Source organism: Pseudomonas sp. G7(2022) (genome assembly GCF_052660475.1).
This window is the reverse complement of sequence record NZ_CP109659.1, coordinates 3713576-3737120: the sequence shown is the minus strand read 5'-3', so window position 1 is coordinate 3737120 and position 23545 is coordinate 3713576. Positions and strand designations below refer to the sequence as shown.

At 61.3% G+C, this 23545-nt stretch carries 20 protein-coding genes; 13 read left to right on the top strand and 7 right to left on the bottom strand.

Annotation, left to right across the window (positions count from 1 at the left end):
* Positions 1 to 100: 100 nt before the first annotated feature.
* Positions 101 to 484: a tautomerase family protein gene (locus NE357_RS16845; protein WP_169430819.1), complete on the bottom strand. Its 384-nt coding sequence runs from the start codon at positions 482 to 484 to the stop codon at positions 101 to 103.
* A gap of 499 nt (positions 485 to 983) precedes the next feature.
* Between NE357_RS16845 and NE357_RS16840 the strand changes: the two genes are divergently transcribed.
* The 3 genes from NE357_RS16840 (at position 984) to NE357_RS16830 (ending at position 4438) form a co-directional block, all read left to right on the top strand.
* Positions 984 to 2264: an HAAAP family serine/threonine permease gene (locus NE357_RS16840; RefSeq protein ID WP_169430818.1), complete on the top strand. Its 1281-nt coding sequence runs from the start codon at positions 984 to 986 to the stop codon at positions 2262 to 2264.
* A 138-nt stretch (positions 2265 to 2402) separates the two neighbouring features.
* A complete protein-coding gene (locus tag NE357_RS16835) occupies positions 2403 to 2798 on the top strand; it encodes a ParB/Srx family N-terminal domain-containing protein (protein WP_249314304.1) in 396 nt (131 codons plus the stop codon).
* Positions 2780 to 4438 carry a SulP family inorganic anion transporter gene (locus tag NE357_RS16830; RefSeq protein WP_169430817.1) on the top strand — a complete coding sequence of 553 codons (1659 nt, stop codon included), beginning with the start codon at positions 2780 to 2782 and terminating at the stop codon, positions 4436 to 4438. Before NE357_RS16835 ends, NE357_RS16830 begins: the two co-directional genes overlap by 19 nt.
* Positions 4439 to 4504: 66 nt before the next feature.
* On the opposite strand, the gene acnB is transcribed toward NE357_RS16830, so the two are convergent.
* Positions 4505 to 7114 (bottom strand): bifunctional aconitate hydratase 2/2-methylisocitrate dehydratase, encoded by a 2610-nt coding sequence (acnB, locus tag NE357_RS16825; RefSeq protein WP_039767143.1) that lies wholly within the window; start codon positions 7112 to 7114, stop codon positions 4505 to 4507.
* A 468-nt stretch (positions 7115 to 7582) separates the two neighbouring features.
* Here acnB and NE357_RS16820 point away from each other — a divergent pair, with 468 nt between their 5' ends.
* The gene (locus NE357_RS16820; RefSeq protein ID WP_065260613.1) at positions 7583 to 8053 is read left to right on the top strand and encodes a DUF1289 domain-containing protein; all 471 of its coding nucleotides are present in this window, start codon (positions 7583 to 7585) and stop codon (positions 8051 to 8053) included.
* A 125-nt stretch (positions 8054 to 8178) separates the two neighbouring features.
* On the opposite strand, the gene NE357_RS16815 is transcribed toward NE357_RS16820, so the two are convergent.
* Complete coding sequence (locus tag NE357_RS16815) at positions 8179 to 9042, bottom strand: universal stress protein (protein ID WP_169430816.1); 864 nt, start codon at positions 9040 to 9042, stop codon at positions 8179 to 8181.
* A 159-nt stretch (positions 9043 to 9201) separates the two neighbouring features.
* Here NE357_RS16815 and NE357_RS16810 point away from each other — a divergent pair, with 159 nt between their 5' ends.
* The 3 genes from NE357_RS16810 (at position 9202) to NE357_RS16800 (ending at position 11944) form a co-directional block, all read left to right on the top strand.
* On the top strand, positions 9202 to 9810 hold the full coding sequence (locus tag NE357_RS16810; protein WP_011334764.1) for a tRNA-(ms[2]io[6]A)-hydroxylase: 609 nt from the start codon (positions 9202 to 9204) through the stop codon (positions 9808 to 9810).
* A 139-nt stretch (positions 9811 to 9949) separates the two neighbouring features.
* On the top strand, positions 9950 to 10657 hold the full coding sequence (locus tag NE357_RS16805) for a response regulator (protein ID WP_169430815.1): 708 nt from the start codon (positions 9950 to 9952) through the stop codon (positions 10655 to 10657).
* Positions 10658 to 11944: an ATP-binding protein gene (locus NE357_RS16800; protein WP_169430814.1), complete on the top strand. Its 1287-nt coding sequence runs from the start codon at positions 10658 to 10660 to the stop codon at positions 11942 to 11944.
* A gap of 140 nt (positions 11945 to 12084) precedes the next feature.
* On the opposite strand, the gene NE357_RS16795 is transcribed toward NE357_RS16800, so the two are convergent.
* On the bottom strand, positions 12085 to 12984 hold the full coding sequence (locus NE357_RS16795; RefSeq protein ID WP_096820198.1) for a bestrophin family protein: 900 nt from the start codon (positions 12982 to 12984) through the stop codon (positions 12085 to 12087).
* 28 nt (positions 12985 to 13012) lie between these two features.
* Positions 13013 to 14011 (bottom strand): GTP 3',8-cyclase MoaA, encoded by a 999-nt coding sequence (moaA, locus tag NE357_RS16790; protein WP_169430813.1) that lies wholly within the window; start codon positions 14009 to 14011, stop codon positions 13013 to 13015.
* Positions 14012 to 14367: 356 nt separating this feature from the next.
* Between moaA and NE357_RS16785 the strand changes: the two genes are divergently transcribed.
* From NE357_RS16785 to NE357_RS16770, 4 genes are all read left to right on the top strand, one after another.
* Positions 14368 to 16692 (top strand): FdhF/YdeP family oxidoreductase, encoded by a 2325-nt coding sequence (locus tag NE357_RS16785; protein WP_169430812.1) that lies wholly within the window; start codon positions 14368 to 14370, stop codon positions 16690 to 16692.
* Positions 16693 to 16801: 109 nt separating this feature from the next.
* Positions 16802 to 18217, top strand: a complete 1416-nt coding sequence (locus NE357_RS16780; protein ID WP_169430811.1) for a cytochrome ubiquinol oxidase subunit I — start codon at positions 16802 to 16804, stop codon at positions 18215 to 18217.
* A gap of 16 nt (positions 18218 to 18233) precedes the next feature.
* Positions 18234 to 19250 carry a cytochrome d ubiquinol oxidase subunit II gene (gene cydB, locus NE357_RS16775; protein ID WP_169430810.1) on the top strand — a complete coding sequence of 339 codons (1017 nt, stop codon included), beginning with the start codon at positions 18234 to 18236 and terminating at the stop codon, positions 19248 to 19250.
* Positions 19237 to 19389, top strand: a complete 153-nt coding sequence (locus tag NE357_RS16770; protein ID WP_169430809.1) for a DUF2474 domain-containing protein — start codon at positions 19237 to 19239, stop codon at positions 19387 to 19389. The genes cydB and NE357_RS16770 overlap by 14 nt, the downstream gene beginning before the upstream one ends.
* A gap of 82 nt (positions 19390 to 19471) precedes the next feature.
* Here NE357_RS16770 and NE357_RS16765 read toward each other — a convergent pair whose 3' ends face one another.
* Positions 19472 to 20323: a CAP domain-containing protein gene (locus NE357_RS16765; RefSeq protein ID WP_169430808.1), complete on the bottom strand. Its 852-nt coding sequence runs from the start codon at positions 20321 to 20323 to the stop codon at positions 19472 to 19474.
* A gap of 201 nt (positions 20324 to 20524) precedes the next feature.
* Between NE357_RS16765 and NE357_RS16760 the strand changes: the two genes are divergently transcribed.
* Positions 20525 to 21145, top strand: a complete 621-nt coding sequence (locus tag NE357_RS16760) for a cell wall hydrolase (protein WP_169430807.1) — start codon at positions 20525 to 20527, stop codon at positions 21143 to 21145.
* On the opposite strand, the gene NE357_RS16755 is transcribed toward NE357_RS16760, so the two are convergent.
* On the bottom strand, positions 21142 to 22029 hold the full coding sequence (locus NE357_RS16755; RefSeq protein WP_169430806.1) for a LysR family transcriptional regulator: 888 nt from the start codon (positions 22027 to 22029) through the stop codon (positions 21142 to 21144). The two genes, NE357_RS16760 and NE357_RS16755, sit on opposite strands and share 4 nt — an antisense overlap.
* Before the next feature lie 104 nt (positions 22030 to 22133).
* Here NE357_RS16755 and NE357_RS16750 point away from each other — a divergent pair, with 104 nt between their 5' ends.
* A complete protein-coding gene (locus NE357_RS16750; RefSeq protein WP_169430805.1) occupies positions 22134 to 23525 on the top strand; it encodes an MFS transporter in 1392 nt (463 codons plus the stop codon).
* The last annotated feature ends 20 nt before the right edge of the window (positions 23526 to 23545 follow it).

Below are 23545 nucleotides of genomic sequence, written 5' to 3'. Positions count from 1 at the left end.
CAATGGCTGGCGCGGCCCCGCATCAGGCAGTGTAGGAGCTGATGCGAGGAGCGCGCGGGTGCTTCGTCAGAAGGTGATGTCGGCGCGGGTGGTCGCAGGATCAGGTCACGTACTGGGCGATGCCGTTGCCGAACGACCAGTTCTCTTTTTTCACTTCCACCAGATTGATGAACACGTCTTCCTGGCGCACGGCCAGTTGCTGGTTCAGGTTGCGCGCGATGGACTGGAACAGCCGTTGTTTCATCTCCACGGTACGGCCTTCGCTGATGGTCAGCTGGATGAACACGATGCCGTCGCTGCGCTGGATCCCAAGGTACTGCGGGTCATAGACGAAGTGCTGGTCGTCGTGCTCGGCCAGCACCTGGAAATTGTCGTGTTCCGGCACATTGATCTCGCTGCGCAGTGCGGCGTAGATCACTTCGCCAATGCGTTTGGCGAAAGTCGGGTCCGGGTTTTTCTTGATGTCGACGCGGACGAGGGGCATGGGATGGCTCCACAGGCGAGGGGACTGGACGGGGATGTCAGCCAATTCGCCATTGGGTATAGCCGAAAAATGCCAGTCAGTGAGGTTGTTTAAAAGCGATAGGAAATGGACGCACCGTCCTGCGGGATTTACGGATGTTGCCTACGAATACTGGTGGATTCATCGAAATGCTTCCGATGTTGGGGTTACCGGGTTTCGGCATCTTTTGTATGTCTCTTGGCTTCATGTTGGCCCGATCGATCTGAACAGGCCCTCATGAGCAGGTTCGGCGCCGGCACATGCCATAAAACGACATTTTACGTATCTGTTGCCGACAGTCTTTTTCCCAAAAACGACAACGCTCCCATCTGCTCCGCACAACCATTCCTCAGCTAAGTCTTTGCTTCCGCTCATTTATCGCGGAGAATCGCGCCCCTGTTTCGGCCGGAGCATGTCTGTCGGTTTTTTCCGACGCGTCCTGACCGAGTGGCAAGTGACCGGAATGCGGAGATCCGACCGGATGAATGATCAGGCCAATAGCGTCGAACAACGCTTTGAAGCGGCAGCACCAGCCGAACTGTCGAGCTGGAATCGCCATGACACTACCTGGATGTTGGGACTGTTCGGGACGGCCATCGGCGCCGGTACCCTGTTTTTGCCGATCAACGCAGGTCTGGGTGGCTTCTGGCCGCTGGTGATCCTGGCGCTGCTGGCATTCCCCATGACCTTCTTCGCACACCGCGGCCTGACCCGCTTCGTGCTCTCCGGTCGTGAAGGCGCCGACATCACTGAGGTGGTGGAGCAGCATTTTGGCATCAAGGCCGGTGCGCTGATCACCCTGCTGTACTTTTTCGCGATCTTCCCGATCCTGCTGATCTATAGCGTCGGCCTGACCAACACCGTCGCCAGTTTCCTCGAACACCAACTGCACATCACGCCGCCACCGCGCGCGCTGCTGTCGTTCGTGCTGATCCTCGGCCTGCTGGCTGTTGTTCGTTGCGGCGAGCAGGTGATCGTCAAGGCCATGAGCCTGATGGTGTATCCGTTCATCGTCGCGCTGTTGTTCCTGGCGGTGTACCTGGTTCCGCACTGGAACGGCGGCATCCTGAGCACCGCTTCGCAGGTGCCGGCTCCGTCGGCGCTGTTGCACACGCTGTGGCTGGCGATTCCGGTGATGGTGTTCTCGTTCAACCACTCGCCGATCATCTCGGCGTTTGCGGTGGACCAGAAGCGTCGCTACGGCGTTCACGCCGACGAGCGCAGTTCGCAGATCCTGTCGCGCGCCCACCTGCTGATGGTGGTGATGGTGCTGTTCTTCGTCTTCAGTTGCGTGCTGACCCTGTCGCCGGAACAACTGGCTGAAGCCAAGGCGCAGAACCTGTCGATCCTGTCGTACCTGGCCAACCACTTCAGCAACCCGACCATCGCGTTCGCAGCGCCGTTGATTGCGTTCGTGGCCATCTCCAAGTCGTTCCTCGGTCACTACATCGGTGCCAGCGAAGGCCTGAAAGGTTTGATCGTCAAGAGCGGCAAGCGTCCGGGCGCCAAGGCCCTGGATCGCATCGTCGCGGCGTTCATGCTGGTGGTGTGCTGGATCGTGGCGACCCTGAACCCGAGCATCCTCGGCATGATCGAAACCATCGGTGGCCCGGTCATCGCGGCAATCCTGTTCCTGATGCCGATGTACGCGATCCGCAAGGTGCCGGCGATGGCGCGCTATCGTGGTCAGGCGTCGAACGTGTTTGTCACCGCCGTAGGCCTGGTGGCGATTTCGGCGTTGATCTACTCGCTGGCGGCCTGATTCCAGTCCGGCAGCACCAGACGGGGGCGATCCATGCGCTCCCGTTTTCTGCAAATCCTCCCCGATGCCTGATCCAGGGCACACTTCCCAAGGCATAAACGGCTACGCTTGAAAGGCACTTTTTCCCGGAGATGCCTCATGCCCCGAGCCCGACCGCAACTGATCAGCGCCAAACTGGAAAAACTCCATCCCACGCAGCTTGCGGTGGGCCTCGCTGAAGTCGCCGACAAGCGTCAGGAATGGAAAAAGCTCAAACGCAAGGAGCGGGCGGCAGCGCTGGACAATCACTGGTTCCCCAGTGTGCTTGGGCCTGAAGGCGTCTACTACATCGTTGATCAGCATCACTTTGGTCTTGCGCTGATCGAGGAAGAGGTCAAAAAGGCTTCGCTGCTGGTGCTCAAGGATCTTTCGTTTGTCGACACGGTAACCTTCTGGAACGTGATGAAAGCAGACCAAAGCCATGAACCTGGCGCGCAGCCAGGAGGCTCGGTATCTGCCGGGGTGGGTGGGTCCGATTGTCAACTGAACCGCTGAGTACCGCTTCCCGGCCCGAAGTACCCAGTCGCAGTCAGGACCTGCTGGCCGGGCTGTCGATTGCCGGTCTGTTGCTGCCCGAAGCGGTGGCGTATTCCAGCATTGCCGCTCTGCCACCCCAGGCCGGGGTGATCGCGTTGTTCGCCGGGCTGCTGTGTTACGCGTTGATGGGCACCAGCCGCTTTGCCGTGGTCTCGGCGACGTCGTCATCGGCGGCGGTGCTGGCGGCTGCGACGGCTTCGCTGGCTGGCGGCGATCCGGCATTGCGCCTGAGCCTGGCGGTCGGTCTGGTGATGATGACCGGTGTGCTGTTTCTGCTGGCGGGGTTGTTCAAGCTCGGCAGTGTGACGTCCTTCATCGCCAAACCGGTGTTGCGCGGCTTCGCCCTGGGGTTGGCGGTGACGATCATCCTCAAACAGGTAGCGAGCGTCGTCGATGTCCACCTCACGGACAGCAACCTGATCCGTTTCCTGCCGCAACTGATCGAGCAGTGGCCAAAATGGAACCTGGCCGGCGCTGCAGTAGCGCTGGTGGCGTTGCTGGTGCTGATGGCCTGCGCCCGCTTTCGTCGGGTGCCGGGTGGGCTGATCGTCGTGGCGCTGGGCGTTGCCGCCAGCCAATGGCTGAACCTGCCGGCCTATGGGGTGAAACTGATCGGTGTCATCGACCTGGCGCTGGAGATGCCACAGCTGCCGAACATGCCGTTTGCCGATTGGCTGCGCCTCGGCGAGCTGGCGTTTGCCATGGTGATGATCCTGTACGCCGAGTCCTATGGGTCGATCAGCTCGTTTGCCCTGAAGCACGGTGACCGGGTTTCCTCGAACCGCGATCTGCTGGCTCTTGGCGCGTCCAATCTGTTATCGGGCCTGTTTCACGGCATGCCCGCCGGGGCCGGGTATTCGGCGACTTCGGCCAATGAAGCGGCGGGCGCTACATCGCGGTTGGCGGGCGTTGTCGCCGCGGCAGTGGTGTTGCTGATCGTGTTGACCGTGCTGCCGTACATCGCCCTGACCCCGGAACCTGTGCTGGCCGCGATCGTGATTCACGCCCTGGGACGAGCGTTGAGCCTGCAACCGCTGGGTCGCTACTTCATCTGGCGCCGTGATCGCTTGCTGGTGATCTGCGCGGTGGCCGCGGTGCTGGTGCTGGGCGTGCTCGACGGCTTGCTGCTGGCGGTGGCGATCAGCGTGGTGCTGATGCTGAGGCAGATGTCTTCGGCGGAAATTCAGGTGCTGGGACAAATGGGCGGCGGTCACGATTATGTCGACCTGCAACGTCATCCGGATGCCCGGGAAATCCCCGGCGTGCTGATCGTGCGGCCGAGTGAAGCGCTGTTCTTTGCCAACGTGGAACGGATTCTCGGCGGCGCGCTGCGGTTGGCTCGTCATGCGCCGGCGGCGGTGCACACGATCATCCTGAGTCTGGAGGAGTCACCGGACCTGGACGGCACCAGCATCGAAGCGCTGGAAGCGTTCTTCCTGCAAGTGCGGGCCGAGGACAAACTGTTGATTCTGGCGCGCCTCAAAGATCAGGCGCAGACCGTGCTGGCGCAATTGCCAGAGCTGGAACGCGAGCAGGTGCTGTTGAGCGGTTTGAGTGTGGATGAGGCGGTTCAGCAGGCACTCAAGCTCAATGCCTGAATGTCAGAGGGCATAAAAAACGCCGCTCATCTCGCGATGGGCGGCGTTTTTCATTGCGTTGCAGCGTCAGGCTTGAACGACAGGGATCTTGGCGTTCGCAGCAGCTTCACGGAACTCGGCAATCTGGTCGAAGGACAGGTAGCGGTAAACGTCGGCCGCCATGCTGTCGATCTTGCCAGCGTATTCCATGTACTCCTCGACGGTCGGCAGGCGACCCAGGATCGAAGCAACGGACGCCAGCTCAGCCGAAGCCAGGTAGACGTTCGCGCCGTCGCCCAGACGGTTCGGGAAGTTACGGGTCGACGTCGACACCACGGTGCTGTTCGGCTCAACGCGTGCCTGGTTACCCATGCACAGCGAGCAGCCTGGCATTTCCATGCGGGCGCCGGCCTTGCCGTAGATGCCGTAGTAGCCTTCTTCGGTCAGCTGGTGAGCGTCCATCTTGGTCGGTGGCGACAGCCACAGACGGGTTGGCAGCTGACCCTTGACCTGATCCAGCAGCTTGCCGGCAGCGCGGAAGTGACCGATGTTGGTCATGCACGAACCGATGAACACTTCGTCGATCTTCTCGCCAGCGACGCTGGACAGCAGACGGGCGTCGTCCGGGTCGTTCGGCGCGCACAGTACAGGCTCGCTGATGTCGGCCAGATCGATTTCGATGACTTCGGCGTATTCGGCGTCGGCATCGGCTTCCATCAGTTGCGGGTTGGCGATCCAGGCTTCCATCGCTTGGGCACGACGCTCCAGGGTACGCGCATCGCCGTAGCCTTCGCCGATCATCCAGCGCAGCAGGGTGATGTTGGACTGCAGGTACTCGGTGATCGACTCTTTCGACAGCTTGATGGTGCAACCGGCAGCCGAACGTTCGGCCGAGGCGTCGGACAGTTCGAACGCCTGTTCCAGGGTCAGACCTTCCAGGCCTTCGATTTCCAGGATGCGGCCGGAGAAGGCGTTTTTCTTGCCTTTCTTCTCGACGGTCAGCAGACCGTTCTGGATGGCGAAGTAAGGAATGGCATGAACCAGGTCACGCAGGGTGATGCCAGGTTTCATTTTGCCTTTGAAGCGCACCAGGATCGATTCCGGCATGTCCAGCGGCATGACGCCGGTGGCTGCGGCGAACGCGACCAGACCGGAACCGGCCGGGAACGAGATGCCCATCGGGAAACGGGTGTGCGAGTCACCACCGGTACCCACGGTGTCCGGCAGCAGCATGCGGTTCAGCCACGAGTGGATGATGCCGTCGCCCGGACGCAGGGAAACGCCGCCGCGGGTCATGATGAAGTCAGGCAGGGTGTGGTGGGTGGTCACGTCGATCGGCTTTGGATAGGCCGCGGTGTGGCAGAACGACTGCATCACCAGATCAGCGGAGAAGCCCAGGCACGCCAGGTCTTTCAGTTCGTCACGGGTCATTGGACCGGTGGTGTCCTGAGAACCTACGGTGGTCATCTTCGGTTCGCAGTAGGTGCCAGGACGAACGCCTTTGCCTTCTGCCAGACCGCAAGCCTTGCCGACCATTTTCTGCGCCAGGGTGAAGCCCTTGGTGCTTTCAGCCGGAGCTTCAGGCTTCTTGAACAGGTCGAACGCTGGCAGACCCAGTTCGGCGCGAGCCTTCTCGGTCAGGCCACGGCCGATGATCAGCGGAATACGACCGCCGGCACGGACTTCGTCCAGCAGCACAGGGGTCTTCATTTCGAAGGTGGTGATGACTTCGTCGGTACCGTGCTTGCAGACTTTGCCAGCGTGCGGGTACAGGTCGATCACGTCGCCCATGTTCATGTTCGATACGTCGAACTCGATTGGCAGTGCGCCGGCATCTTCCATGGTGTTGTAGAAGATCGGAGCGATTTTGCTGCCGAAGCAGAAACCGCCAGCGCGCTTGTTCGGTACGTAAGGAATGTCGTCGCCGAAGAACCACAGGACCGAGTTGGTCGCCGATTTACGCGAGGAACCGGTACCGACCACGTCACCGACGTAGGCGATAGGGAAGCCCTGGCCGCGCATTTCTTCGATCTGCTTCATCGGGCCGGTCTTGCCTTGCTCGTCCGGCACGATGCCGTCACGGGCCATTTTCAGCATGGCCAGGGCGTGCAGCGGGATGTCAGGACGCGACCAGGCGTCTGGAGCAGGGGACAGGTCGTCGGTGTTGGTTTCGCCGGTCACCTTGAACACGCGCAGGCTGATCTTGTCGGCCAGCACAGGGCGTTTCTTGAACCACTCGCCGTCAGCCCAGGATTGCAGCACGGCCTTGGCGTGAACGTTGCCGTTCTTGGCTTTTTCAGCCACGTCGTGGAAGGCATCGAACATCAGCAGGGTGTGCTTGAGTTCTTCGGCGGCCACTGGTGCCAGCTCGGCATTGTCCAGCAGTTCGACCAGGGTCACGATGTTGTAGCCGCCCTGCATGGTGCCGAGCAGTTCTACAGCGCGTTTCTTGTCCAGCAGAGGGGAGGAGACTTCGCCCTTGGCCAGTGCGGAGAGGAAACCGGCCTTGACGTAGGCGGCTTCGTCCACTCCTGGTGGTACGCGATTGGTGATCAGGTCAACGAGGAAAGCTTCTTCGCCAGCCGGAGGATTCTTCAGCAGCTCGACCAGGCCTGCAGTTTGTTCGGCGTTAAGCGGCTGGGGAACGATACCCAGGGCTGCACGCTCTTCGATATGTTTGCGGTAGGCTTCAAGCACAGTTATTACCCTCATCAGTGGTCCCAAATGGGTGTCCGGGACGCTCATCCCGAAATTGCCGTACTCATGCTCCTCACGACGTTGTGGGTCGTTCGGCCAGAATTACCGGCAATTCCTTACAGAAGCTGCTTTCAAAGTTTTACGCCTGCAGAACGGGGAGCTGATGAGGGTTGGCGTTGGGCTTTTCCCCGCTGGAAAAACCCTTCGCCAACACCGCTCTGAAGGAACGACTGTGCTCGTGACGCTTTGAAAACAGCTTCTAACGGACATTGGCGCCTAAAAAGGCTGGCTGATTCTACGGCAAAAAAAATTTAAAGGTAAGTCGGGCTCTATTGGACTTTGGTGGCGTTGTGCGCGGGCGGGGCAAACCTTGATCCAGCGCTTGCCCCTGACGTTTGAGGGGTGATGTATGCCGGACAAAGGGCTAACATGCCGACCTGTTCCGCGTTTCAAGTGTTCTGCCCATTTATGCCCAATCAGACCATCAAGACCCCCTGCGTCGGCCTCTGCTCCACTGTTTACGGTGATCTGGTGTGCCGTGGCTGCAAGCGTTTCCACCACGAAGTGATCCACTGGAACGGTTACAACGAGGAAGAAAAGCGCGCGGTGTGGCTGCGTCTTGAGCAATTGCTGTCACAAGTGATGGCGAGCAAGGTCGAGGTCTTCGACCCGGCGCGCCTGCGCCAGCAGCTTGAGCAGAGAAAGATCCGCTTCGTGCCGCATCAGTCGGAGTATTGCTGGGCGTATCAGCTGATCGCCCGGGGCGCGCGGGTGATCATTAATCTGGAAGCCTACGGGATGGTGCTGCTGCCGGAGTTTCGCGACTGGAACCTGCCGGAACTGCGCGATGCCATTGATCGGGAATTTTTCCTGCTGTCGGAAGCGCACTATCAGCGCTACATCGCGCCCGGTTTTCTCAAGGATGCCCTCGGCGACTGAAGATCAAAAGCTTCGCGGGCAAGTCGAATCGTCGCACCGTCGCTCCCACATGGCTTTGTGAACGACACCGGCCTGATGTGGGAGCGGGCTTGCTCGCGAAGGGGACATGACAAACGCCGCAACACCTAATGCTTCACCGCCAACTCCACCAAATGGTCTTCAACCTCTTGGGGTTTTAGCACCAGCACATCACTCTCCAATTGATCCAGCACCTGTTCGGCCGTATTGCCGATCAACGCCCCCGACACACCGCTGCGCGCCACGGTGCCAATCACGGTCACGGCGGCCTGCAGCTTGTGCGCCATGAACGGAATCAGTACATCCGCCGGGCCTTCCTCGACATGCAGATGCTCGTCGTCGACATCGAATTCAGCCTGAAACGCCCGGCATTGCTCGCGATAGCGCGCTTCGATGGTTTCCTTGAGTTGGAACGTCGGGTCGGCCGCCGAGAGCATCGGCGACGGATGGGCGGTAATCACGTGCAGATGCCCTTTGGCCAGGCTCGCGATGTCATAGCCGTGGTCGATGATGGTGGTGTGCAGATGACGGTGCTCGCCGTCGGCATTGCCCACGTCGACCGCGGCCAGAATCACCCGGTCTTTCCAGGAGGCGGCGGTTTTCACCAGCAGCACCGGAGTAGGGCAATGGCGCAGCAGTTTCCAGTCCGCGGGGGTCAGCAGGGCCTTTTTCAGCGAACTGTCGGGGAAGTGCTGCTTGATCACCAGGCCACAGCCTTCGGCCTGCTGCACGTCGATGATGGTTTCGTGCAGGCTCTCGTTCCACGCCTGTTCGGTGGTGACGCTGTAACCGTCCGCCAGCAGCCCGGCCTTGAGCACGCTGAGCATGCCGGCGTGATCGTGCTTCTTGTCGCAGACCAGCAGGTGCAGATGGGCCTGGGTCACCCCGGCGATCAGCTTGGCGCGCTTGAGCGCCAGGCTTTCCGCGTGTTCGGGTTCGATGACCACCAGAATGCTGCGAATGGCTTGCATGAGTGAGTCTCCAGCAATGAAAAGGCACGGCGTTGCACAACTATAGTTGCTGCCGATGCGCCTGCGAGTTGATGCATATCAAGGGCTGGCGCTGGTGGTCTGCGGGCAGGCCGGTATAATCGGCGCCCTTCGCTCGAACACCTTTTGACCGTGAGCCCCATGATCCTTCCCGAAATCCACGAATTCCTTGGCTGCCGCACGCCTGACGCCTGGGTCCAGGCCGCGCTGGCCGATCAGGAAACCCTGCTGATCGACCACAAGAACTGCGAGTTCAAGGCCGCCAGCACCGCGTTGAGCCTGATCGCCAAATACCACTCCCATGTCGATCTGATCAACATGATGTCGCGCCTGGCCCGGGAAGAGCTGGTGCATCACGAACAGGTCATGCGCATCATGAAACGGCGCAAGATCGAACTGCGCCAGCTCCACGCCGGCCGTTATGCCTCAAGCCTGCGCAAAGTGGTGCGCAGCCACGAACCGGTGAAACTGGTCGACACCCTGGTGGTTGGCGCCTTCATCGAAGCGCGCAGTTGCGAACGTTTCGAAGCGCTGGTGCCGCATCTGGACGAAGAACTCGGCAAGTTCTATTTCGGCCTGTTGAAAAGCGAGGCCCGGCATTTCCAGGGTTACCTGAAACTGGCCTACCAGTACGGCGACGCCAAGGACATCGCCCAGGTGATCGAGAGAGTCCGCGCCGCCGAGCAGGACCTGATCGAGTCGCCGGACGAGGAATTCCGTTTCCACAGTGGCGTACCCGTCGCGGCATGAATTGTTAAAAACTCTTAAGAGTATGAAACTTCAACGAAAACCGGCCCCAGAGGCCGGTTTTTGCTGCCCGCAATAAACGTCTCGCGTGTGAATGCCGCCATAATGGCGCCCACTTCACTGAGGGTTGGCGACGATTGTTATGGATAACCTGGGTTTTGGCAGAGTCCTGCTGGTGGAAGACGATGAGCGCCTGGCCGCACTGATCGCCCACTTTCTTGAACAACACGGCTATGAGGTGCGCACGGTGCATCGCGGCGATCTGGCCGTGGCCGCGTTTCTTGAATTCAAGCCCAAAGTCGTGGTGCTCGACCTGATGCTGCCGGGGCAGAGCGGCCTGCATGTGTGCCGGGAAATCCGCAGCGTGTCTGACACGCCGATTGTCATCCTGACGGCCAAGGAAGATGACCTCGACCACATTCTGGGTCTGGAGTCCGGCGCCGACGACTACGTGATCAAACCGATCAAGCCGCCCGTCCTGCTCGCACGCCTGCGGGCGCTGCAACGCCGGCAGGTGCCGGACAGCGGCGTGGTCAGCTCGCTGGAGTTCGGCAACCTGATCATCGACCGCAGTTGTCGCGAAGTGCGTCTGGCGGGCGATTTGATCGAGCTGACCACCATGGAATTTGAACTGCTGTGGCTGCTCGCCAGTGCCGCCGGCACCATCCTGTCGCGCGATGACATTCTCAATCGCATGCGCGGCATCGCTTTCGATGGCCTCAATCGCAGCGTCGATGTGTACATCAGCAAGCTGCGCAACAAACTCAAGGACAATCCCCGCGAACCGGTGTGCATCAAGACCGTGTGGGGCAAGGGCTATCTGTTCAATCCGTTTGCGTGGGAGCTGTAGATGCTGCGGTTATTCCTCGGGCTGTTTCTGGTGATGACCGTCGGGCTGGTGGCGGCGCTGCAAACTGTCGAGCACACTTTCAACGCGTTGCTCGACAACCAGATGCAAGCCTACAACCGTGAGGCGGTGCGCGGTCAGGCCTGGTCGTTGATCGAGCACATGCGCGATCAGCAGGGCGCGGCGCGCGAGGCGCAGTTGGAGGCGTTGCGGCCGCACTACGGGTTGACGCTGAGTCTGGTGGAGGCCGATCAACTGAACCTCAGCGATGAGGAAAAAGCCGAACTGGCCCAAGGCCTGTTGGTGATCCGTCACGACTACACCCAGTTCATCAGTAACATCGACGGCGGCTCGCAACTGCTCAGTATCAAGCTGCCGCCCGAGCCGAGCCTGATGCCGTTCTATATCTCGGCGGCTTACATGATGCTGGCCGTGCTGCTCGGTATCGTCCTGTATTTCTGGGTGCGCCCGCACTGGCGTGACCTGGAAAAACTGCGACTGGCGGCCGAGCGCTTCGGCGACAACGACCTCTCGTCGCGCATCCAGCTCTCCAAGCGTTCGAACATTCGCGATCTGGCCGAACACTTCAACCTGATGGCGGCGCGCATCGAAGGCCTGATCGCCAATCAGCGCGAACTGACCAACGCCGTGTCCCACGAACTGCGCACGCCGATTGCCCGGTTGTCGTTCGAACTCGACCAGCTCAAGCAGCAACCGGACGCCAGCCAGAACCGCGAACTGATCGCCGACATGTACGCCGACCTCGGCGAACTGGAAGAAATGGTCTCCGAACTGCTGACCTACGCCAGCCTCGAACGCGGCGCGACCGTGATCACCCGCGAGAATATTCAAGCTGCCAACTGGCTTGACAGCGTGGTCGGCAGCGTGGCACTGGAAGCCGAGGCGGCCGGGGTGCAGCTATTGATCGTTGATTGCCGGGTCGATGAAGTGCGGATCGAGCCGCGGTTCATGGCGCGGGCGGTGATCAATCTGCTGCGCAACGCCATTCGTTATGCCGAGCAGCGGGTCGAAGTGTCGCTGGTGCGCATCGGCGATCAATACGAAGTGCAGGTCAATGACGACGGGCCGGGTGTGCCGCTGGCAGGGCGGGAGAAAATCTTCGAACCGTTCTCGCGCCTGGACGCCAGTCGCGACCGCCGCACGGGCGGCTTCGGACTTGGTCTGGCGCTGGTGCGGCGGGTGTCGCAATCCCATGGCGGTCAGGTCGAGGTCGGTGATTCCCCGTGGGGCGGAGCATCGTTTCGTATGACCTGGGCGCATCTGGACTGACCCGATCCAAAAAACACCACATGCCCTCTGTGGGAGCCAGCCTGCTGGCGATGACGGTGTGTCAGCTTGCAAATCAGTTGGATCAGGCACCGCTATCGCCAGCAGGCTGGCTCCCACAGGTAAACAGAGGTGCATCAACTTCAGCTGAGTACGTAGTCGACGGGCTTGAGCGCCGGCGGCAACGGCTCAGTCCCCAGCTCCGAAAGAATGTCCCGCTCGATACCCCGCACCAGCGCATCGGTCGGCAGGTCGTTTTCATCCCGGCCGAATGGGTCTTCCAGCTCATCGGCAATCGCATCCAGCCCGAAGAAGGTGTAGCTGACAATCGCCGTGAACAGCGGCGTCAGCCAGCCCAGCGGTTCGGCCATGGCGAACGGCAGCAGGATGCAGAACAGGTAAATCGTGCGGTGCAGCAGCAAGGTGTAAGGGAAGGGCAGCGGCGTGTTCTTGATCCGCTCACACACCGCCTGCGCCTGGGTCAGGCTGGTCAGGTGATTGGCCAGCAGCATGTAGCGCCATTCGCTGAGATCGCCCGCTTCATGCAGATCGGAACATTGCTGACCGACGGTTTGCAGGATCCGCCCGCTGTAGTCCGGCACCTGCGCATCGTGTTGCGGGGTGATCCATTCGGCGCTGGCAGCCGCTTCGTTTTCCCGGCGCAACCGCGCATTCAACGCATGAGCGAACCCACAAAGGTTAAGCAGCAATAACCGACGCTGGGCCGATTCGCGGATCACATGGGTCTCGCGAATCACCGAGCGCACATGCACGATCACTTCACCCCAGGCCTTGCGTGCTTCGTACCAGCGGTCGTAGCAGGCGTTGTTGCGAAAATTCATGAAGATCGACAGCGATAGACCAAGCAAGGTGAACGGCGTGGCGTTGACCTTGGTGAAGTTGCTCGGGTGGAGCATTTCCACCAGCACGATGGCCGACGCCAGCAACGTCACCATCAGGGTGCGCAGGGCGATGCGCTTGGCAATTGAACCCTTGAGGGTAAACAGGACGGCGAACTGATTGATCTTGGGCCGGATGATCATGCTTTTTTTGCCTTGAAAACGTGGCGGCTCAGCCGCCGGTCATGTTCATGAAACGCACCACTTGCACGTCGTCGTTCACTTCGAAATTGTGCCGGTAAGGCTTGAGTTTCATCGCTTCGATAATGGCTTTCTCCAAGCGTTCCGGTTGGCCCGGATGAGCCCGAAGCACCGCTTTCAAGTCCACCGAATGCTCGTTCCCCAGACACAGTAGCAAACGCCCCTCGACGGTCAGCCGCACCCGGTTGCAGGTGCCGCAGAAGTTGTGGCTGTGGGGCGAGATGAACCCCAGCCGAATGTGCGGCGCTTCGGCCAGCCGCCAGTAGCGCGACGGGCCCTGGGTCGACTCGGCGGAGTCGATCAGGGTGTAGCGCTCGGCAATCCGCTCACGCACCTGGGCACTGGAGAAGAACGACTCGGCGCGGCTGTGTTCGCTGATGATCCCCAGCGGCATTTCCTCGATGAAAGAAATATCCAGATCCCGCTCGATGGCGAACTGCACCAGATCGTTGATCTCGTGATCGTTGCGGCCCTGCATCACCACGCAGTTGAGTTTAGTGCGGGTAAATCCGGCGGCGCGTGCGGCGTCGATGCCGTCGATCACCCGGGCCAGGTCACCGGTGCGAGTCATTTGTTTGAAAAGCACAGGGTCAAGGCTGTCGAGGCTGACGTTGAGGCGCTTGAGCCCGGCGTCGAACAACGGGCCCGCAAGTTTGCCGAGCTGCGAGCCGTTGGTGGTCAGGCACAGTTCGCGCAGGCCGGGCAGGGCGGCGATCTGCTTGCACAACCCGACGACCCCGGGACGAATCAGCGGTTCACCACCGGTCAGGCGGATCTTGCGGGTGCCCAGCGCCACAAAACTCTGCGCCATTTGATAGATCTCCTCCAGCGTCAGTACTCGTTGCCGGGGCAGAAACTGCATGTCTTCAGCCATGCAATAGACGCAGCGGAAGTCGCAGCGGTCGGTGACCGACATGCGCAGGTAGTCGACGCGGCGGTTGTAACCATCGATCAAGACGCGCTCTGACATGACAGCCTCGCTTGGGTGAAATCCGCTGTTGAAGGGATTGGGTCGGCGCAGGTTATGAGCAACTTCGAACAGCGTCCAATCACTCTTGATTACCGGCCGATTGATGCTGTCGATGATGAAATAATTATTACGGATTTATCGCTTCCTGGTTTTGCAAGTGCCCGTATTTAAAGGGTTTAAGTCCGTGATAGATGCTTTCGATAACGCAGTCATTAATAGCGATTAGACAAGTTTTTGCAGCGGTTCCTATCCTTGGCCCCGTCAAACGAAACGACCGCTTTTGAACTTGAAAGTCAGTCGTCGCTGTTTAAACCCGATCAGGTTTTTGCCTGTGTGCATCGTCATGGAGAAGTCCCATGTCACAAGTCGACCGTTACAAACCCTACAAGGGCGCCGCTGCGGGTTGGGGCGCTGTGATCAGCCTCACCAGGAACTGGCTGGGCAGTGAAAACGCCCTGAAGAACATCCGCGCCATGCTCAAGACCAACCAGAACGGCGGCTTCGACTGCCCCGGTTGCGCCTGGGGTGAAGCACCCGGCGCGAGCATGCTCAAGTTCTGCGAGAACGGCGCCAAAGCGGTGAACTGGGAAGCCACCGGCCGCCTGGTCGACCCGGCATTCTTCAACAAGTACACGGTGTCGACCCTGGCCGAGCAAAGCGATTACTGGCTCGAATATCAGGGCCGGATCACCCATCCGATGCGCTACGACGCGCGGGTCGACCGCTATGTCGAAACCACCTGGGACGACGCTTTCGCACTGATCGCCAAACACCTCAAAGGCCTGAAATCGCCCCACGAGGCCGAGTTCTACACCTCGGGTCGCGCCAGCAACGAAGCGGCGTTTCTCTATCAGTTGTTCGTTCGTGCCTACGGCACCAACAATTTCCCGGACTGCTCGAACATGTGCCACGAAGCCAGTGCGGTGAGCATGGGCGAGAGCCTGGGCGTGGGCAAAGGCACGGTGGTCTATGAAGACCTGCACCACGCCGACGCGATTTTCGTGATCGGCCAGAACCCCGGCACCAACCACCCGCGCATGCTCGAACCGCTGCGTGAAGCGGTGAAGCGCGGCGCTCAGGTGGTGTGCATCAACCCGCTCAAGGAGCGTGGGCTGGAGCGATTCCAGAACCCGCAGAACCCGATCGAAATGCTCAGCAACGGCTGGGAAGCGACCAACACCGCGTATTTCCGTCCAGCCTTGGGCGGCGACATGGCGATGATTCGCGGCATGGCCAAGTTCCTGCTGGAGTGGGAGCGTGAAGCTCAGGCCACGGGCGGCGAGGCGGTGTTCGATCACGCCTTCATTGCCGAGCACACCTCGGGTCTCGACAGCTATCTGGCCGAAGTCGATGCCACGCGTTGGGAGCACATCGTCGAGCAGTCCGGCGTGCCGCTGCATGACATCGAACTGGCCGCGCGCATGTATGCCCGGGCCAAGAGCGTGATCATGTGCTGGGCCATGGGCCTGACCCAACACGTGCACTCGGTGCCGACCCTGCAGGAAGTCATCAACCTGCAACTGCTGCGCGGCAACGTCGGCCGTCCGGGCGCCGGGCTGTCGCCGGTGCGCGGCCACAGTAACGTGCAGGGCGACCGCACCATGGGCATCAACGAACTGGCCCCGACCGAACTGATGGACGCCCTGGAAAAACGCTTCAACTTCAAGGTGCCGCGCATGCACGGCCACAACACGGTCATGGCGATTGGCGCCATGGAACGTGGCGAAGCCAAGGTGTTTATCGGTCTGGGCGGCAACTTCGCCCAAGCCACGCCGGACACCCCGCGCACCCATGCAGCGATGCGCAAACTTGATCTCACCGTGCACATCTCGACCAAGCTCAACCGCAGCCATCTGGTGACCGGGCGTGATGCGTTGATCCTGCCGTGCCTGGGCCGTACCGACATCGACGTGCAGGCCGAAGGCCCGCAAGGCGTGACCGTGGAAGACACCTTCAGCATGGTGCATTTGTCGTTCGGCCAACTGAAGCCGAAGTCGGCGCACCTGAAATCCGAGCCGGCGATCATTGCCGGGATCGCCGCCGCGACGCTGGGCAAACACCCGATCGACTGGGAATGGGCGGTGGGCGACTACGGGCGCATCCGCAACCTGATCGCCGACGTGATTCCGGGTTTCGAGAACTTCAACGAGAAGCTGCTGATCCCCGGCGGTTTCCACCTCGGCAACAACGCTTCCGACCGGGTCTGGAACACCGAATCCGGCAAGGCCCAGTTCACCCCGTGCGTGCTGCCGGAACATTTGATCAGCGAAGGCGTGCGCAACCTGCCGGTCAAGCCGCACCTGATCCTGCAAACCATGCGTTCCCACGATCAGTACAACACCACGCTGTACGGCCTCGACGACCGTTATCGCGGTGTTTACGGTATGCGCGACGTGGTGTTCGCCAACGAGCAGGACATCCGCCGGCTCGGTTTTGAACCGGGGCAAAAGGTCGATCTGGTGGCGCTGTGGGGCGACGAGCGCGAGCGTCGGGTCAGCGGTTTCACGCTGATCGCCTACGACATTCCCGCCGGGCAGGCTGCCGCGTACTACCCGGAAACCAATCCGCTGGTGCCGCTGGAAAGCTACGGCGACCGCACCTACACGCCAACCTCCAAATTCGTGGCGATCCGCCTCGAAGCGGCCGAGACGAGCAACCTGATTCCGTCGTCGGTGGTGTAACCGACTCACGCGATCCAACCCTTTTGCAATTTGACTGGCTGCAGGCGTTCGCGCCTGGCGGTGGCCCGGCCGTGTGCCGCCGCTTTTCAGCCTGGATGAGGACAACATCATGTTCAACCTGGAGGCACTGGACCTGGCGCGAATTCAATTCGCGTTCACGGTTTCGTTCCACATCATTTTCCCGGCGATCACCATTGGTCTTGCGAGTTTCCTGGCGGTGCTCGAAGGCCTGTGGCTGAAAACCCGCAACGACACTTACCGCGATCTCTACCATTTCTGGTCGAAGATCTTCGCCGTCAACTTCGGCATGGGCGTGGTGTCGGGGCTGGTCATGGCGTACCAGTTCGGCACCAACTGGAGCGGATTCTCTGATTTTGCCGGCAGCGTCACCGGGCCGTTGCTGACCTATGAAGTGCTGACCGCGTTCTTCCTCGAGGCCGGGTTCCTCGGGGTGATGCTGTTCGGCTGGAACCGTGTGGGCCGTGGCTTGCACTTCTTTGCCACGGTGATGGTCGCCATCGGCACGCTGATTTCGACCTTCTGGATTCTCGCCTCCAACAGCTGGATGCAGACCCCGCAAGGCTTCGAAATCGTCGACGGCCGGGTGATGCCGGTCGACTGGCTGGCCATCGTGTTCAACCCGTCGTTCCCGTTCCGCCTGGCGCACATGGCGATTGCCGCGTTCGTCGCCACGGCGTTCTTCGTCGGCGCTTCGGCGGCCTGGCATTTGCTGCGCGGCAATGACAGCAAACCGGTGCGCAAGATGTTTTCCATGGCGCTGTGGATGGCGCTGATCGTTGCACCGATTCAGGCGGTGGTCGGTGACGCCCATGGCTTGAACACCCTGGAGCACCAACCGGCGAAAATCGCTGCCATCGAAGGCCACTGGGAAAACCCCGACAACGGACCGACCCCGCTGGTGCTGTTCGGCATTCCGGACATGCAGGCGGAGAAAACCAAATACGCCATCGAGATTCCGTACCTCGGCAGCCTGATCCTCACCCACAGCCTCGACAAGCAGATCCCGGCGCTCAAGAGTTTCCCGAAAGAAGACCGGCCGAACTCGACCGTGATCTTCTGGAGCTTTCGCGTGATGGCCGGGTTGGGCATGTTGATGATTCTGGTCGGCGTGCTGGGGCTGGCGTTGCGGCGCCACGGCAAGGTCTACCGACATCGCGGCTTCCAGCGACTGGTGCTGTTGATGGGGCCGAGTGGTCTGATCGCGTTGCTGGCCGGCTGGATCACCACTGAGGTCGGGCGTCAGCCGTGGGTGGTGTATGGACTGATGCGTACCCATGACGCCGCGTCCCACCACTCGGTGGCGCAGATGAGCACCTCGCTGGCGCTGTTCGTCGTCATCTACTGCTCGGTGTTCACCGTGGGCATCGGCTACATGATGAAACTGGTGAGCAAGGGCCCGCAGCCGCACCACGAACATCCGCCCGAAGGCACTCAGGTGCAGACCCCGCGCCGGCCACTTTCGGCGGTCACCGACAACCTCGAATCCGCGACCCGGATCCACTGAAAAGGAGCGTTGAGTCATGGGTATTCAAGGTATCGATCTCTCGTTGATCTGGGGCGTAATCATTGCCTTCGGCGTGATGATGTACGTGATCATGGACGGCTTCGATCTGGGCCTCGGGATCCTGTTCCCGCTGATCGGCGACGAGCAGGAACGTGACGTGATGATGAACACCGTCGCGCCGGTCTGGGACGGCAACGAAACCTGGCTGGTGCTTGGCGGTGCGGCGTTGTACGGCGCATTTCCGCTGGCGTACGGAGTGATTCTGGAGGCGCTGTATCTGCCGCTGATCTTCATGCTCGCGGGGCTGATTTTTCGCGGGGTGGCGTTCGAGTTTCGCTTCAAGGCACCGACCGAAAAACGTCATCTGTGGGACTGGGCGTTCATTGGTGGTTCGCTGCTGGCGACGTTCTCCCAGGGCGTGGTGATCGGCGCGTATGTGGCCGGGATTCCGGTGGTGGATCGGCAGTTTGCCGGTGGCGGTCTCGACTGGCTGGCGCCGTTCCCGCTGGTCTGCGGCGTCGGTCTGGTGATTGCTTACGCCTTGCTCGGCAGCACCTGGCTGCTGGTCAAGACCGAAGGCATGCTCGAATCGCGGATGCGTCACTACAGCCGTCCGCTGGCGTGGCTGTTGCTGGCGATGGTGGTGGTGATCGGCGCGTGGACGTTGCAACTGCATCCGGAACTGGCCACTCGCTGGTTCAACCATGCGCACCTGACCGTGTTCGCCGGGCTGGTGGTGCTGGCGGTGCTGTCGCTGTTCGGGCTGTTGCGTTCGCTGCGTCAGCGACACACCCACTGGCCGTTCGTGTTCACCCTGGTGCTGATGTTCCTCGGCTACATCGGGCTGGCGCTGAGCATCTGGCCGAACATCATTCCGCCCTCGGTCAGCCTGTGGGCGGCGGCCTCACCGGCCACCAGCCAGTTGTTCGCCCTGATCGGCGCACTGTTCATCCTGCCGGTGATCCTGATGTACACCTTCTGGAACTACTACGTGTTCCGCGGCAAAGTGAGGATTGGTGATGGCTACCATTGAGATGCGTGAAGTGAAAAGCCGCTGGTACAAACGCCTGGGCTGGCTGCTGCTGATCTGGTCCGGCAGCGTGGTGTCACTGGCGGTGGTGGCGAGCCTGCTGAAACTGGCGATGTATGCGGCGGGAATGAGAATCCACTGACCATAAAAAAACCGGAGCCTGGCTCCGGTTTTTTATTGCCTGCATTTTGGGTTTTCCTCTTGGGGGGAAAGAACCTTGAGGTTTATTCCCCGCCAAACATCGCCGTCCAGTAGATCCCGGCGCTGCTCTTCGGGTCGACTGCGTAAGCAGCACCCAGTTCGCGATACTGCGGGTTCATCAGGTTGGCGCAGTGGCCGGGACTCGCGAGCCAGCCATCGACGACCTTCTGCACGGTGTCCTGCCCGGCGGCGATGTTCTCGCCAACCAGCTGGCCGCTGTAACCGGCCAGTTCCGCGCGATCACCGGGGGTACCGCCGTTGCGGTCCTTGTGGTCGAAATAGTTGTTGTTGGCCATCTCGCGGCTGTGATCCTGAGCGACACCGCCGAGCACCGCATTCCACGCCAATGGCGCAGCCGCGGAGAAGGCCTGGCCGCCGCACTGGCGTGGCTGGCTGCGGGCGGCGTTGAGTTGCGTCAGCAGTTTCTGGCCCTCGGCTTGTCCGTCACCCAGGCGGGCGGACAACAGCGGCCGCGCCAACGTGATGCGCCAGTCTCGGTCGGCGCGGCTGACGCCGATATCGACAAACTGCGGATCCAGCACCACCTGACAGAAGCTCTCCTGAATCGCCTTCATCGCTGAAACCGGATCGCGAGGGCCGTTGAGGGTGATCGCCTGCACGTTGACCATCGGGTAGCTGGCGCTGGCCATGGCCTGTTGCAGATCGACCATGCCACTGGCGGGCAGACGCAGGCGCGGGTCGGCCGACAGCGGCGGCAATTCACTGGACGCCTGCGCACCGCAACGCTGGGGCTGGCTGCGGTAGCTGTTGATCGACTCGATCAATTGCGACTCATCGCTGGCCATGGCCGAAGCGGCCAGCGCCAGGCCCACGGACAACGCGGCGAATCGCAGAACGGATGGCATGAAGCGCATGGAAATCTCCCTTGGGCTGAGAGTGCCCATGATGCGCGAAACGCCCCGGGGTCGTGCAATGTCTTTTTTCTTCATCGAGTGGTTTTCAGCGCGGAACGTTGCGCCGGATTCTGCCGTCTACACTCTGCGAAGTCCCCGGAAACCGGGCGTCTCAGCCACGCAACACTTTGCCCGCATCGGGCGCTGCCGGAAGAAACGATCATGAAATTGCACGGGCTGATCTGTTGTTTTTTATTGACCCTGCTGAGCGGTGCGGTGCTGGCCACCGATCAGGCGCCGATCAAGGAAAAGGCCGAGGCAAAAGCCGAGGTACTGGAAGAGAAAGCGGCCGACAAGCCCAACGCGCCCCCGGCGCCGAAGTCCGAAGCCATCACCCCCAAAGAGGTGCAAGCCGTCGACCCGGCCGGCACCGCGCCGCTCGACGACCCGATCACCTGTCTGGCGCGCAGCATCTATTGGGAGGCCAAGGGCAAGGACACGGCAGAGATGGAAGCCGTGGCCAGCGTGGTGATGAACCGCCTCGGCCACGACGGATTCCCCGGCACCGTGTGCGAGGTGGTCAAACAGGGTTCGGAAACCAAGAGTTGCCAGTTTTCCTGGTGGTGCGACGGCAAGTCCGATCAGGTCAAGGAAGACGCCGAATATGCGCTGGCCAAGGAGATCGCGGGCAAGGCCCTGAACCGTCAGCTCATCGATCGCACCCGCGGCGCTTTGTACTTCCACGATCACAACGTCGACCCGAGTTGGGCCAAGGAGTACACCAAGACCGCCGAGACCGGGAAATTCCTGTTTTACAAACCCAAGGATGGAGAGGCGCGCTAAGCGCAGACTTCCCTCACGCAGTTGCGCAACCAGCGATGCGCCGGGTCGGCGTCCATGCGTGGATGCCAGAGCATGGACACGCTGATGTCCGGCATGCGCAATGGCAGGGCGAAACTGAACAGTCCCGTTCGCAGTTTGCTGGTGTGGCGTTCCGGGACGGTGGCGATCAGGTCGGACTCTCGGACCAGTGTCAGCGCTGCCGAAAACCCGCCGAACGAGGTGACGATGTCCCGCTTCAGGCCGAAAGCAAGCAGCGCCTCGTCTACCGGTCCGCTGCTGCGACCACGGCGTGACACCAGAATATGCTGGCCCGAGGCGAAGCGTTTGGCGCTGACCTTGCCGCTGCTCAGCGGATGTCCCTCACGCACCACACCAATCCACTGATCGCGGAACAGGATGCGGCTGTGCAGCGTCGGGTCGGTGCTGTCGTCGACCACGCCGGTTTCCAGATCCACCCGGCCTGCGCGCAGCAATGTGCTGTCCTTGTCGGCCTTCTGCACAAAGCGCAGGCGCACGCCGGGCGCCTCTTCGGCGATGCGGGCGAGCAGGGCGGCGGCAAAGGTTTCCACAAACCCGTCGGTGTTGCGCAGGGTGAAGGTGCGCCGCAACTGACCGGGATCGAGCACTTCTGCCGGGCGCAGAACCGCTTCGGCTTCCTGCACCAGATAACTGACCCGGTCGCGCAGCTCCAGGGCACGCGGGGTTGGCACCAGCCCACGACCGGCGCGCACCAGCAGCGGATCCCCGGTGGTTTCGCGCAGCCGGGCCAGCGCCCGGCTCATGGCGGAAGGGCTCAGACGCAGGCGCTCGGCGGCGCGGGCGACGCTGCCTTCGCTCAGCAACACGTCGAGGGTAATCAACAGGTTCAGATCCGGTGCATTCATGACATGGCGTTCCATGCAGGTATCAAGTGCAAAGCATGCGTCTTGCGCCTCGTATTGTCGAGGCTCAGGCTATGTCCCACGACCTCTGCCGCAATGAGCCTCCCATGCACCGAGAATCCCTGAGTCCTTCCGCCCGCTGGGCGCTGACCAGTCTGGCGCTGTCGATGTTGATGCCGTCGCTGGACACCAGCATCGCCAACGCCGGATTGCCCACGTTGGCGGCGGCATTCGATGCGACGTTTCAACAAGTGCAGTGGATCGTGCTGGCCTATCTGCTGGCGGTCACCACGTTGATTGTCAGCGTCGGGCGGCTGGGTGACGGCTTCGGGCGGCGGCGCTTGCTGTTGATCGGCATCGGTATTTTCAGCGCCGCTTCCCTGGCTTGCGCACTGGCGCCGAGCCTCGCCTGGCTGATCGGCGCGCGGGCGGTGCAAGGCCTGGGCGCGGCGATCATGTTCGCGCTGACGGTGGCGCTGGTGGCCGATGCGGTGCCCAAATCCCGGGCCGGCAGTGCGATGGGCTTGCTGGCCACGATGTCGGCGACCGGCACCACCCTCGGGCCGTCGCTCGGTGGGCTGTTGATGGCGCATGTTGGCTGGCAGTCGATCTTTGTAATCAACGTGCCGTTGGGATTGCTCAATGGCTGGCTGGTGTATCGCTATCTGCCGAAGGATCGAAGCGCTCGCACGGGTATGGCGTTCGATTATCCCGGCACCGCCGTGCTGATGCTGACATTGGCGGCTTATGCGTTGGCGATGACGGTTGAAGGATTCACCCCGGCATTGCTCTTGCTCAGCCTGTTGGGTGTTGGGTTGTTCGTCCTGGTCGAAAAACGGAGCAAGGCACCGCTGATTCACTTGTCATTGTTCACCGATACGCGAATCAGCAGCAGTCTTGCGCTGACCTTGCTGGTGACGACGGTGATGATGACCACGCTGGTGGTCGGGCCGTTTTATCTGAGCCGAGGCTTGGGCCTCAGCAGTACTCAGGTCGGCCTGGTGTTGTCGGTCGGGCCGTTGCTGGCGGCGTTCAGCGGCGTACCGGCCGGGCGTCTGGTGGATCGTTTCGGCGCGCGGCGGGTGGTGCCCGGCGCTTTGCTCGGCCTGGGCTGCGGTTGCGGTTTGTTGGCGCTGTTGCCGATGAGTCTCGGAGTGCTTGCGTATGTGCTGCCGATCACGGTGGTGGCCTTGAGTTATGCGTTGTTCCAGGCCGCCAACAACACCGGGTTGATGTCCGGCGTCGCGCAGGATCAGCGCGGCGTGGTCTCGGCCATGCTCGGGTTGTCGCGCAATCTGGGCTTGATCACCGGGGCGGCGGCGATGGGCGCGGTGTTTGCCCTGGCCACGGACGATCCGACTCAGGCATCGACTGAAGTGATTGCCAGCGGATTACATGTCACTTTTGGTGTTGCCACGGTGTTAATGATCGCTGCCCTCGGCCTTGGCTGCAGCCCTGTGGGAGCGAGCCTGCTCGCGATGCGGAGTGTCCGGCGCTGATTAAGCTGGCTGATCCGACG